General features: G+C 46.9%; 8 protein-coding genes. 4 read left to right on the top strand and 4 right to left on the bottom strand.

The annotated features are described in order from the left end of the window. Positions 1–9: 9 nt before the first annotated feature. Both B9A32_RS18455 and B9A32_RS18450 read left to right on the top strand, forming a co-directional pair. Positions 10–726 (top strand): 4Fe-4S dicluster domain-containing protein, encoded by a 717-nt coding sequence (locus tag B9A32_RS18455; RefSeq protein WP_084071440.1) that lies wholly within the window; start codon positions 10–12, stop codon positions 724–726. Between the two features lie 237 nt (positions 727–963). Beyond that, complete coding sequence (locus B9A32_RS18450) at positions 964–1,824, top strand: formate dehydrogenase accessory protein FdhE (RefSeq protein WP_212638010.1); 861 nt, start codon at positions 964–966, stop codon at positions 1,822–1,824. A 29-nt stretch (positions 1,825–1,853) separates the two neighbouring features. Here B9A32_RS18450 and B9A32_RS18445 read toward each other — a convergent pair whose 3' ends face one another. Genes B9A32_RS18445 through B9A32_RS18430 form a run of 4 tightly spaced genes read right to left on the bottom strand, consistent with a single transcriptional unit; the run spans position 1,854 to position 9,012 of the window. Beyond that, complete coding sequence (locus tag B9A32_RS18445) at positions 1,854–5,144, bottom strand: AfsR/SARP family transcriptional regulator (protein ID WP_084071438.1); 3,291 nt, start codon at positions 5,142–5,144, stop codon at positions 1,854–1,856. Between the two features lie 14 nt (positions 5,145–5,158). After that, positions 5,159–5,857 carry a response regulator gene (locus B9A32_RS18440; RefSeq protein WP_084071437.1) on the bottom strand — a complete coding sequence of 233 codons (699 nt, stop codon included), beginning with the start codon at positions 5,855–5,857 and terminating at the stop codon, positions 5,159–5,161. Beyond that, positions 5,858–7,747: an ATP-binding protein gene (locus tag B9A32_RS18435; RefSeq protein ID WP_084071436.1), complete on the bottom strand. Its 1,890-nt coding sequence runs from the start codon at positions 7,745–7,747 to the stop codon at positions 5,858–5,860. Further along, positions 7,744–9,012, bottom strand: coding sequence for an ABC transporter substrate-binding protein (locus tag B9A32_RS18430; RefSeq protein ID WP_232367230.1), 1,269 nt, complete (start codon positions 9,010–9,012; stop codon positions 7,744–7,746). Before B9A32_RS18430 ends, B9A32_RS18435 begins: the two co-directional genes overlap by 4 nt. A 422-nt stretch (positions 9,013–9,434) precedes the next feature. Here B9A32_RS18430 and B9A32_RS18420 point away from each other — a divergent pair, with 422 nt between their 5' ends. Further along, positions 9,435–11,141, top strand: coding sequence for an aldehyde ferredoxin oxidoreductase C-terminal domain-containing protein (locus B9A32_RS18420; RefSeq protein WP_084071434.1), 1,707 nt, complete (start codon positions 9,435–9,437; stop codon positions 11,139–11,141). A 459-nt stretch (positions 11,142–11,600) separates the two neighbouring features. Continuing rightward, on the top strand, positions 11,601–12,509 hold the full coding sequence (locus tag B9A32_RS18415; RefSeq protein ID WP_084071433.1) for an SDR family oxidoreductase: 909 nt from the start codon (positions 11,601–11,603) through the stop codon (positions 12,507–12,509). Positions 12,510–12,729 lie beyond the last annotated feature (220 nt).

Genomic DNA, 12,729 nt, shown 5'->3' with positions numbered 1-12,729 from the left:
GATGACACCATGTCTAAATCAATTTTTATAGATACAACCATCTGTACTGCCTGCAGGGCGTGTCAGGTGGCATGCAAGCAATGGCATGATCTTCCTGCTGAAGAGACAATCAATGTGGGGAGTCATCAAAATCCCCGGGATCTCTCCTTTGAAACCTATAAGCTTGTGCGCATGAAGGAAGAAATCATTAATGGAAAGCTGGAGTGGCTGTTTTTTCCGGATCAATGCCGCCATTGTGAGGAAGCCCCCTGCCTTGAAGCTGCCTATGATGAGTCTGCCATTTACCGGGATGATGCCACAGGTGCCATCATTTATACCCGGGAAACCAGAAAACTGGATGCCGATGATATCATTGCAGCCTGTCCCTACGATGTTCCCAGAAAAGCCGCCGACGGCACCTTGGCCAAGTGTGACATGTGCAATGACAGGGTGCACAATGGATTGAAACCGGCCTGTGTCACAGCCTGCCCCACCGGTGCCATGAATTTTGGGGAGCGGGATGAAATGCTGGGCCTTGCCGAGAAAAAACTTAAGATGGCCAGGGAGAAGTTCCCCAAGGCCCGTCTTTTGAATCCCGACGAAGTAAATGTGATTTATCTTGTGGGGTTTGAGCCTGAGCTTTATTCGGAATATGCTGTTGCCGGTGCCACCCGTAAGGGCGGTATCAGCCGCAGTGTGGCCCTCAGGAGGATGGTTTCTCCCCTTGCCCGGTTGATGCGCGTATAACAGGTTGCAATACCATGCCATGTTGGATTCTCCCGGGAATGGGGAATTCAATATGGAAAATGGTAATATGCCGCCCCCCCGACGGGTAAGGGACCCGGACCGGAACTGTAGACAGCTCAATTGGCCGGTTCCTATTACCCCTCGGGGGGGCGGCTCTGCCTTAGCTTGCCCGGAAATTTTATTTTCTAATAAAAACATCTCATGATTAAAACGATAAGGAATTTTTCTATGAACACCATGGACCAGATAAAAAAGACCGCAGATGTGATTAAAAAGATCAGGCCTGTTTACCAGCCCATCCTGGATTTTTACAGCCAGGTATTTCTGGCCCAGGAGGAGAGTCGATCTCACATTGAGCTTTCTTCCATTATCATCAGTTCCGATCTTCTTGCCATGAAGCAGGAAAGTCAACTGCCTTTAATCGATCCGTCGGAATTTTTAATTGATATGGATGAAACCGGTGTGCTGTTCGTAAAAATTTGTGATCTGGCCCGGGATTTGGCTCCGGAATTATCCAGGGGTGCCCAGGTGTTAAAAGGGGCATTGCAGGAAAAGACGTTTGAACTGGAAACCGTAATAACCGCCATTTTGAACAATCAGGACGCTGTTCTGGAGCAGCAGGCAGGAAAATCAGACGTGCCGGTTTCAGAATTGATTTTTTTCACTTATTCCAGCATGGTACCAAGCCTTCAGGCCTGTTCAGAACAGCTTGAAACCTACCTGCCCCCCCTGGCGGAAATAAAAAAAGGATATTGCCCCATTTGTGGTAATCCACCGGACATGGCCTTTTTTGATGAGGATGGAAAACGGCATTTAAAATGCTCCTTTTGCAGCCACAGATGGAATGTGGGCAGAATGGGGTGTGTGTTTTGTGAGAATAACGACAAGGATCAACAGCTTTATTTTTTCAGTGATGAAGAAAAAGAGTACCGGGTTAACCTCTGCGATCATTGCCGTCAATATATAAAGGTGGTGGATTTAAGAAAAATGGACCGCGCGTTTTTTCCGGCCCTTGAGCTGGTCTCCTCCCTTCATCTTGACATCAAGGCCCGGAAAAAAGGCTATAGGAATGGCTCTTCCATGGCAAGTGACGCCTGATGTTGTGAATAAATGCCACGGGCAGACTTTTACCTGGAGATAATCTGATCATAAAGTCCCATGGTTTGGGGGCCGGGTTGGGTGGACAGCTCTTTTTGCAAGGTATCACGGCACCGTTTGAAAATTTCCATGGCCTTGTTCTTTTCTCCGCCATCGGCATGGAGGATCATCAGATTCCGGTATGCGCTTTCAAAGCAGGCATCCATTCCGAGAATCCGGTGCCAGGTGCTGATGGCGCTGTCCCTTTGATCCAGCTCTTCATGGAGCCTTGCTTTTTTCTGCATCCATTCCATGAACCTGGCTTTAAAAAGGTCTCGTTTCCGAGCCATCCACTCCACATAGGGCTCTTCATTGAAATAATCCCCTTTGTATAATTTCATGGCATGATCATAATACCCCAGGGCCGCCTTAAACTGCTCTTTTCGTTCTTCTTCCATGGCCCTGGTACCGGCCGCCATAAATTCGTCCACATCAAGACTCACAAGTTCTCCATCCAGGGAAATCAGCCCTGATTTCTGGATAATATAGGAATGACCGAACTCTTTTATGGGCTGGGGTTCCAGGGCCTTTCTCAGGCGGTGGAGGTTAATTTTAAAATTTTTTTCACCGGCCTTTGCCGTGGCTTCCGGCCACAGGTTATCTATGAGGATCTCTTTGGGAATCTCCCTGGAACCATGGCACACAATGGCCTTGAGCAGCAAAAGGGGTTTTGAGCCCCCAAGGGTTTTATGATCCACTGTTTTATCATTACATTGAATGGTAAATTGTCCCAATGTTTTGATTCTGATCTTGGGTAACAGCTGTTTATATAATGGATGCAGGTTTTCCAGGCGCTTGTTTTTTTCTGTTTTGCTGCATGGCGCTGACATCTGTTCCATGGAGAGGAACACCTTTTCCGGGGGAGTGTTTTGCATAAGGGAAAGGGGGTAGGGTGCCAATGGCTGGATTTGGCCATGGGCTGTGAGAAGAACAATGGCCTTGATCAGCAAGGTTTCACCAATCAAAGGGAAAAAATCGTAATTTTCCCGGCAGGCTTTGTCATAGCCATTTTTCAGATGAAAAAAAGCAGTCTCCGGATCATCCAGCTCCCAGGCGCTCAATCCCAAAATCAACTGGGTTTCACAGGCACATAGATCCGAGGATATACTTTGAAAATAGTTTAAAACAGGTTCCAGAAGTTCCCGGGCCCGGGCATGGGCTTTGTTATGAAAAAGAATGATTCCTGCCAGTTGCCGGGTAAGAAAATAATGAATATCCCCCTTGGGAACCTGGGCCAGGGCGTCCAGTGCCAGGTTAATCTCCTGTTCTGCCGGTGTGCATGCTTTTTCCCGCAGGTGGCTCAAAGCCTTGATGCGATGGGAGATGCCTTTGTAAAAGGTGTTCCCTTCCAGAAGTGAAAAATCATTGAGATGGTCTGCCATCTGCCGGGCATCATTAAATTGTCCGGTGTATAAAAGATATAGCGCCTTTGCCTCAACAAACCCGGGATAAAGAAAAATCAAACCGAATTTTTCAATGTCAGCTTCGGAGCGTTTCAAAAGTTCCCTGGCTGCATCAAATTGTCCGTTTTTAAGGGCAAAATCAATGCCCACAATTGCCTTTAAGGCCCGGTATTCCGGGTGCCTGCCTTCACTGGTGAGATTCTTTATTTTTGATAGCATTTTCCGGGCATTGGCAAAATCCCCTGCCTGGACATAGCCAAATGTCAGGGTAATGGATGCATTGAGAACCAGGTCTTCATTATTTATCTGCCGCCCTAACAACATAGCATTTTTACAGGCAGAAATACCTTTGGGAATGTTGCCGTTTCCGGCAATGTATCCCAGCCCCATCTGCTGCCACAAAAGGGAGCGGGCCCAGGGATATCTGTTTTTTTGATCCATCCCCCGGAGCTGTTTTTCTCCTTTTTTTATCCATTCCAGTATGTTTCTGGAGGGCTGGCGGATAAACACCGCCGCTTCAATGAGATATCCGACACCAAGCAATATCCCCCGTGTATCTTTATTCTCTTCAAAAATTCCAATGGCTCTTTTAAGGTCCCGTATATTTTTTTTTCCCCCCTGGATACGCCGGGTCATGGTGAGAAAAAACAACAGCCAGGGATCATTTTGGGTCATTTCCCGGGGCAGAGCATCCATCCGTTTTTTCAACCGCGACATTTTTTGTTTAATGAGATAATCTGTTCCCTTAATTTTGATGATGTCGGCAATTTCACAAAAGGCATGGGCTTTAATGAAATAATCCATGGCCTGTTCGTGATCCCTTTTGTTCCAGTAAAATTGTCCTGCCCTGCGATTGAGCTTTTCAACGGTTTGAGCGCCTTTTGTTTTTAAAAGATCCTGCAATAAAAATTCCCGGAACAGTTTATGATATTTAAATGCCGGTCCTTTACCTCCAAAATCAATGCGTTGTATGAAAAGATTTTTTTTCTCAAGCGCTTTTAATACATCAAAGGCACCGGGGGCGTGTGAAATATAAAGTGCGGCCCCGGGATCAATGGTGTCAAGTACAGCGGTTTTCATTAAAAAAGATTGCATGTCCCGGGTAAGGGTCTGGTAGATCTCCTGGGAAAAAAAGCTGAATACCTCCCATGATAATCGGTCCGGCAGGTTGTCAATATTCTTAAACCGATCCATGCACTGGAAGACCAGAGTTAGCCCCCCGGCCCATCCCTGTGTGATTTTCTGTATTTTTTCAATGTCCCCTGTGTCCATGTTGTTTTTTTGGGAAAAAAACTGCCGGGTTTCTCCAATGGTAAAGGCCAGATCTTCATTGGTTAACATTGCGATGTTCTGTTCCATCTTGAACCGGGGCATGGGCAAGGGGGGGATGGTGCGTGAAAGAATAAAAATTTTTAACTTGTCAAAGCGTTGATTGAGAAGTTCCTTGATCAATTGAAATCCGGAAGAGGATTCCTCCAGGGATTCAAAATCATCCAGAACCAGGATTAACGGCCGGGGAATGTGCCTTAGCATGACGCTGATGCCTTCAAAATGTCGGAGAAAGGCCTTGTCCGTTCCAAGGGTGGTGTGGGGAATATCGCCATGCACCGTGCCCGACTGCGCCTCCATCCCTGTTTTTTTTATTCCCTGGAAGAGCAGATCAAACAGCTTGGAATGGTCTCCATGATTTGGGGAAAGATGGAACCACAACACTTTTTCCCGGGACAAGGCAAGATATGAGGCCACAAGGGTGGATTTGCCCTGGGCTGCCTGGCCGCTGATGATAACGGTCTGTTTATGAAAATGGGTGTCCAGAAGCGTAAACAGGCGCTGTCGATGAACAATATTGGAAATATGGGGCGGGCGGTATTGGTTCATTGTGACACCCTTTGTCAGTCATCGTGTATAGTTTCTTGTAAAGTTGCCATTTTATCCATGCCTGCCATTTTAAAGACACGGGCGTAATTACAGGTGATGTTTTCCATGACAATGGATATTCCCCGGTGTTTTAATGGACCCATGAGTTTCATCAAAATAGCGATTCCCCGGCGATCAATGGAAAAACTGTCATCCATTACAAGGCAGAGGCGGTTAATGTTCTGTGATAAGGCCGGGGATGAAAGAGACGAAAGCGCCTGTTCCGCCGATGCCGTTAATCGACCTTTTATCTCTATGGTCAAAGTACCATTTTTTGTTGTTGCACAAAATTTTGCCGGTAATTTTCGGGGCAATGCCATTCTTTTTTCCGCCCGGAAAAGGGCTGCATTCAATGCCCGGCGTTCAACGGGCTTGTTGATGAAATCCGAGGCGTTTAAATCCAGGGCCTCCATGGCCCTTTCCATGTCCCCGTGACCGGTGATGATAACAACCTGTGACGGGATATCTGTTTTTTTGATGCAGGCAAGGACTTCCAGGCCGTCCATGCCCGGCATTTTAATATCTGTGAAAACAATCTCCGGGGCAATTTCCTTAAAAATCACCAAACCCTTTTCTCCATTCTCTGCCGTATAAACATCATACCCATAGGCGGTTAAAAAGAGTTTAAACATGGAAAGGGTGGGTTTTTCATCATCTATGACTAAAATTTTCATCTATATGTTCCTTTTTGCTTTCATTTCCCCTGTTTTTTGAACATGTGCCGGAAAAGTAATTTTAAAAATCGCACCATGGCCCGGTGTGCTGCCCACGCAGATGGTGCCGTTGTAGTCTTTTATGATTCCCTGGATAATGGAAAGCCCAAGCCCCATACCTTCTCCCATCTCTTTGGTGGTGTAAAAGGAATCAAATATAAGATCCACCTGCCCGGGGTCAATGCCGGTGCCGTTGTCAGCAATACTTATGCCCACAATGTCATCATCAAAAAAAGTGGTGATGGTGATAATCCCCTTTTCAATATCGTTTCTATCTTCAATCCTTTCGTTGATGGCGTCCTTGGCATTGGTGACCAGATTGAAAATCACCTGTTCCATGCGGTTATTATGGGCCAGAACCGTGGGCAGTAATGGGGTAAGATCCATGACAAGGTCAATGTTTTGAAGGGTAATCTGCCTGCCGATGATTTTATTCACCGCCCGGACACAATTATTGATTTGGATCACCTCCCTGGAAAAATTCGCCTTTCGCGAAAAGGTTTTTAAACGTCCCACGATTTCAGCAGCCCTGGTGACCTGACTGCTGATCTGGCTTAGAACCATGTCAAGATCGTCATCTTTAACGGTTTGTTTTTTTTCTTTCATCATACAAAGATATTCACTGCCCATTTTAATGGCATTAAGGGGCTGGTTTATTTCATGGGCAATGCCTGCGGACATTTTTTCAAGGTTGGTCATTTTGCTGGCCTGGATCAACTGGGAATCTTTTTCCACAAGCTCGGTGATGTCCGTTGCCGCCACAATGAGAACTTTTTTGTTCCGATATTCAGATGGGTTGGCATGGATGTTGACAAATATAAATTCTCCGTTTTTTTTGAAAAATTTAACTTTTGAACTGATTACCATGGTGTCATGGTCGGGGTATTTATGGATAAAGTCAATTTCATTGAGATTACCAATGGAAAAAAGGTTCATCCGGAGCAGCTCTCTTCGTTCATACCCTAACATTTCCATGGCATTGGGGTTGGCATCCAGGATATCAAAGGTTTTTTCCTTTACCACAAAAATGGGGTTGGGTCCACTTCTGAACAAGGCATGATATTTTTTCTGGGACTCTTTTAATCGATTGGTGGACACCTTTAAGCGGGAGGTCATTTTGATAAATGAATTGGTCAGTTTGGTAATTTCATCGTTTCTGGCTCCGGGCTTCCAATGGGTTTTTATGCGATTGTCCTCAAAAAAGATGTTAAAATTTCCCCGGGTAATCTGGTCGGTGTAGCGAATCAGTGACGATATGGGTTTGGTGATGTGCAGGGCCAGGCGGTGACTTAAAAAAAAGAAGATAATACTCACCATGGACAAAAAGCTTAAAAAAAGCAGGCGTAAATCCGATATTAGCCGTTCAATGTGACGTTTGTTTAACCCTGCCTGCACTGATCCAATGGTGTAAATACCTTCCTTTACCGGCACCACCACATGAAAAAACAAATGCCCGTTAACCTCTGCACCGGTGATGTTGGCTGTTTCAATATTCTGGTTTTTAACCAGGGTTTCGATATTGGGCGGAAAGCCGGTGGTAAAGGTATGCGCCAGAATGTTACCACGGTTATCGCTGATCATCAGATATTTGATAATGTCCTTACGATTCCCAAGTTTTGCATCATAGGCTATGGCAGTTAATTCTGCCCGGTTTTTTGTGAGCATATAGACCCTGGCACTGTCGGCAACCCCCTGGGCAATACCAATGCCTCTTTTTTTTAATTCACCGGTGAGACCTGTAATTAAAAGAGATCTTGTGAATAGAGCAATGAAAAAACTCACCAGTAGAATAATTCCCAGGCAGGAGATGAATATTTTGTTTTTAAGGCTGAGTTGGTTAAAATAATTCATTTAAGCAGCACCGGTTTACCGTCCTGGATAATGGTATAGTAAACATCATTCAGTCCCTGGTTGTCATTTTTGCCAAAGGTGAGGGGATTTTGTATGCCAAGATCAAATTGATCAATGGATTCAATGGCGTTGATGAATTTTTCCCGGGTGATGTCCGGTCCGGCCCGTTTAATACCTTCCACCAGGATTCTGGCATTGAGATATCCCTCAAGTCCCACAAAGCTGGGCTTTCTCCTGGGATAGGCGGTATTCAAAAGAGATATGTACTCTTTTACTCCGGGAAGGGGCGGGGTGTCCGGGGAAAGCGTGGGGGGGGGCACCACCTGGGTGACCATTACGCCTTGCCCATTGGGTCCAAGTCTTCTGGCAAGTTCTTTGGAGCCCACAAAGGATACATTGTGGAACAGGGGCGAAAAATTGCGTTCCCTTGCAAGTTTAATAAATTTAGCGCAGGAGTCATAGGTACCGATCATGACCACGGCCTTTGCATTGGATGCAATGATTTTGTCAAGACCCGCCTCAATATCCAGGGTGCCCCGGACATAAGATCCCTTGGCAACGGGGATGAGTCCATATTTTTTAAGAGCGATTTCAGTACCCCTGAGACCGTCAAACCCATATTCATCATATTGATAAAACACCGCCACTTGGTTCAATTGTTTTTTTTTCACAATAAAATCAACTGCAGCCCGGGTTTCCTGGTAATAGGAGGCCCGGATGTTGATTAAATAGCGGTTCACCGGTTGTCGCAAACGGTTGGCACCGGTGAATATGCCCACCAGGGGGATTCTTGCCTCATTGATAAGGGGGATAATTCGCACCGTGGTGGGGGTACCCACATAGCAGAACAGGGCAAATACCTTTTTTTCCAGAATTAACTGCTGGGTATTGTACAGGCATTGGGTGGGATTATACCGATCATCCAGGGTGATGAGACGGATTTTTCTATTGTGAATGCCACCCATGTCATTGATGTGACGAATATAGGATCTGGCCCCCTGGAGCATTTGGGTGCCAAGGTATCCGGCATGTCCTCCCAATGCCAGGGAAGAGCCGATGAGAATCTCATTGTCGGAGATACCATTTCTGTTTTCAGATGTTATTTCAAGTGGCTGGGGAGGTGTGCAGGCAGATAACAGCAGTATTGACATCGCCCAGGGCAAAGCAGCAGCAAGCAGATAATAAAGAAGGTTTATTTTTGTTTTTATAACTTGTTGCGGGGAAAATTGAATCATAATAAGTTCTGCCCATGGCTGGAGTTTCATTGATATCACCACTTTTGTCAGTTTTCATTATGAACTTTTATCTCTTTCATAATTTATAGTAGAATGTTAATATTTTTGCAATCAAATGGTCATATAACGGGCATGTCCTGTCGGATACAACGGATATTACAATGGTATCATGCCGCCCCCCGAGGGGCAATGGGCGGTCCGGCCTGGAATCGTAGACAGCTCAATTGGCCGGTTTCTATTGCCCATTGGGGGGACTTTGCCGGGGCAAATTTGAAGGGTGCATTGTATATAACTACCACGGGCAGGCCTTATTTTATCCGGTCCTGCCCACAACAAAGCTTGAAATACACCCCTGATTTGAGGCGTATTTCATATAAAGATGACTCCGGCATTAAGTTCGCATGGTCCGTGGCGGATGTAAAAACACACCACACAACTATTAGGGGGGAGTAATGTTTTCCATATTAAGAATCAATGCGGCAACCGGTGAAATTAAACGGGAACAGGAAAATTCCAAGGAATATCTGCTGGGTGGGCGTACCTTGTCTTCCCGGCTCATCAGCCGGGAAATTCCGGCAGATTGTGATGCCCTTGGTAAAAAAAATAAATTATTTCTATGCAACGGTGCCCTGAGCGGCACCACCGTTTCCAGTTGTAATCGGTTGAGTATCGGGTCCAAAAGTCCCCTCACCGGGGGGGCCAAGGAGAGCAATGCTGGCGGCATTGTGGGCACCCGCATGGCAAGTCATGGGTTGCGGGCCATTGTCATTGAGGATGCCCCGGCAGGTGATGCCCCCTGGCAGATCATTGTGATTGGAAAAGATAAATGTGAATTGGTGGACGGCTCTTTTCTGGTGGGAAAGGGGGTGTATGAAAAATCCGATCTGCTGTGTGAAAAATTTGGCAAAAAAGCAGGCTGCATGACCATTGGCCCGGCCGGGGAAAAATTGCTGCTGGCCACAGGCATCGCCTGTTCTGACCCCCATGGTGTCTGTTCCCGGTATGCCGGACGGGGGGGGCTGGGAGCGGTGATGGGGTCAAAACGGATCATTGCACTTGTTCTTTTAAATGACGGAGAGGTTAAGCCTGATTTCGCTGATAAGGAGATGTTTAAAGCAGGCTCCAAAAAGATTGTTCAATTGTTAAGGGAAAATCCTGTGTCTTCGTTGTTCACCAAATACGGCACGGCTGCCATGGTGGATATCTGCCAGTCTTTGAATGTACTGCCCACCAGAAATTTCACCCGGGGCACCATGGAGGGAGCGGAAAAAATAAATGCCCAGACCATGTACGATATCATTAAAGAGCGGGGAGGGGAGGGCTTGACCCAGCACGCCTGCATGCAGCCCTGTGCCATACAGTGTTCCAATGTTTACCCCAGAAAGGATGGGTCTTTGCTTTGTTCTCCCATTGAGTATGAAACCATGGCCCTCATGGGCTCAAATCTTTGCGTGGACAGTCTTGATGTCATTGGTACCATGAATCGCATTGCCAATGATGCCGGGGTGGATACATTGGATTGCGGGGCTGCCATTGGGGTTGCCATGGAGGCGGGGCTTGCCGAGTTTGGCGATGGAGACGCAGCCATTCAAATGATGGAAGAGATTCGAAGTCTCACCCCCCTGGGACGTATTCTGGCCTCGGGGGTTAAAATCGCGGCCAAGGTGCTGGGGGTTCGACATGCCCCCCATGTGCTGGGACAGGCCCTGCCTGCCTATGAACCCCGGGGTTCCAAAGGCATGGCCATGACCTATTTGTCCTCCCCCATGGGGGCGGATCACACCTTTGGGTTTACCCTGCGGGATGAAGATGTGCCCACGGACAAAGAAGGTAAAGTTGCTTTGTCCAAGAAATTTCAGGTGATCGGTTCCCGCATGGATGCCATGGGCATGTGTAATTTTGTCCGGTACTCGGTGCGGGACGATATGACCCCACTTTTGGATTTGATGAAGGCATTGTACGGGGTGAGCATTTCTGCGGAAGAATTTGACGATTTTGTTAAAGAAACGCTGAAATTTGAGCATCAGTTTAATATTGATGCGGGTATAACAGATAAGGACCACCGTTTTTCTGAAACATTTTATGAAGAAAAACAGCCGGAAACCGGTGAAATTGTGGATATCACAGATGAAGAAGTAAACCAGGCCATGTCCTGGTAGTTTCATATAACTTAACTTTCGGGCTTCATTTCAAAGCCAGCTTTTTAAATGTACCGATGGGCTCAGTGTGCCGATGGGGTCAGGCTTTTGTTATTGATGTTATCGACCAAGGCCTTTGCCAGCGAAAAAAGCCTCGATAATGTCAATAACGAAAGCCTGACCCCACCACGAAATTCTGATCCGGTTCCACCCACAACAAAGATTGAAATACACCCCAGATCCGGGAGGCATTTGATATAATGGGCATCTCCTGTGGGACACAGCAAATATAGGGTCGTAGACGCGGAGCCAAACGGTATTATACCGCCGCCCCCCGACGGGCAATGGGCCCGGACCGGAACTGTAGACAGCTCAATTGTCCGGTTCCCATTGCCCGTCGGGGGGCGGCTCTGCTGAGGTTGACCGGAGGTTTTATTTTGAGGAAGTAAAAATTCGTTTGATAATGTAATGGAGAATTCAATGGAACGTGTAAATTTTAACGACAGGGTGGCAGTGGTCACCGGCGCAGGCCAGGGCATCGGCAGGATGTATGCTCTGGCGCTTGCCCGCAGGGGTGCCAGGGTGGTTGTGAATGATCTTGGTGTCACCCGGGATGGTTCCGGGGCTGACACCTCTGCTGCGGATAAAGTGGTGGAAGAAATTATTTCAGCCGGGGGAAAGGCCGTTGCCAATTATGATTCTGTGGCCACCATGTCCGGGGGAGAAAATATTGTAAAAACTGCCATGGATAGCTATGGAAAACTGGATATTCTGATTAATAATGCCGGTATTTTAAGGGATAAATCCTTTTTAAAAATGACCGAAGAAGAGTGGGACCTGGTCATGAATGTTCATCTTAAAGGGGCTTTTTGTGTTACCCAGCCGGCGGTTAAAATCATGAAAGCAAATAATTATGGCAGGGTGGTTTTTACGGCATCCATATCCGGGCTTTATGGAAATTTCGGTCAAACCAATTATGGGGCAGCCAAGCTTGGACTGGTGGGCATCATGAACTCTTTGAAGCTTGAGGTGGCCAAGTACGATATAAAAGTCAACACCGTTGCCCCCAATGCCTGGTCCCGCATGACCGCCGATGTGTTTCCTCCGGAGTTTGAAGAAAAAATGAATCCCCAGTTCAATGAACCCATGGTGCTTTATCTTTGTTCCGAAGAGAATAAGGTGTCTGGAAATATTTTTGCAACAGGGGCCGGCTGGTATGGCCGCACCGCCATTGTTTCCGGTGACGGGGTCTGCCTTGGGGATGCCAAACGTTCCATCAGCGTTGAAGAAATCCGGGATAATTTCCATGGGATTTCAAATATGGACAATAAAAGAGAGCATGACAGCGGGCTTGGCATGTTTGAATACATGGGGCCCCTGCTCAGCTGATCATATCGGTTTTTTCTGATCAGAAATAATAAATATGGTGGATTTCACCGGCAAATGCCCATCGCCATGGGGATGCGGTGGGATTTTATATTAAATGCGGGTTTGAAAAAACAGACCGCATCGTACCCATGTGGATTTACCGGGGAACAGATCGTTAAAAGGAAGCCGGGGAGCCATGAAGGCTCCCCGGGAAGTGGTGGGAGATGCAAAGCGGGGAGAA

This window comes from Desulfocicer vacuolatum DSM 3385 (genome assembly GCF_900176365.1).
GTDB lineage: Bacteria > Desulfobacterota > Desulfobacteria > Desulfobacterales > Desulfobacteraceae > Desulfocicer > Desulfocicer vacuolatum.
Note: the sequence above shows the minus strand (reverse complement) of the source record. Positions and strands in the feature narration are given on the sequence as shown.

What these genes read in the sequence shown, in the direction of transcription:
- B9A32_RS18420 (WP_084071434.1), top strand. Translation starts at nt 9,435, where the DNA reads ATGTTTTCCATATTAAGAATCAATGCGGCAACCGGTGAAATTAAACGG.
- B9A32_RS18430 (WP_232367230.1), bottom strand. Translation starts at nt 9,012, where the DNA reads ATGAAACTCCAGCCATGGGCAGAACTTATTATGATTCAATTTTCCCCG.
- B9A32_RS18445 (WP_084071438.1), bottom strand. Translation starts at nt 5,144, where the DNA reads ATGAACCAATACCGCCCGCCCCATATTTCCAATATTGTTCATCGACAG.
- B9A32_RS18450 (WP_212638010.1), top strand. Translation starts at nt 964, where the DNA reads ATGGACCAGATAAAAAAGACCGCAGATGTGATTAAAAAGATCAGGCCT.
- B9A32_RS18435 (WP_084071436.1), bottom strand. Translation starts at nt 7,747, where the DNA reads ATGAATTATTTTAACCAACTCAGCCTTAAAAACAAAATATTCATCTCC.
- B9A32_RS18440 (WP_084071437.1), bottom strand. Translation starts at nt 5,857, where the DNA reads ATGAAAATTTTAGTCATAGATGATGAAAAACCCACCCTTTCCATGTTT.
- B9A32_RS18455 (WP_084071440.1), top strand. Translation starts at nt 10, where the DNA reads ATGTCTAAATCAATTTTTATAGATACAACCATCTGTACTGCCTGCAGG.
- B9A32_RS18415 (WP_084071433.1), top strand. Translation starts at nt 11,601, where the DNA reads ATGGAACGTGTAAATTTTAACGACAGGGTGGCAGTGGTCACCGGCGCA.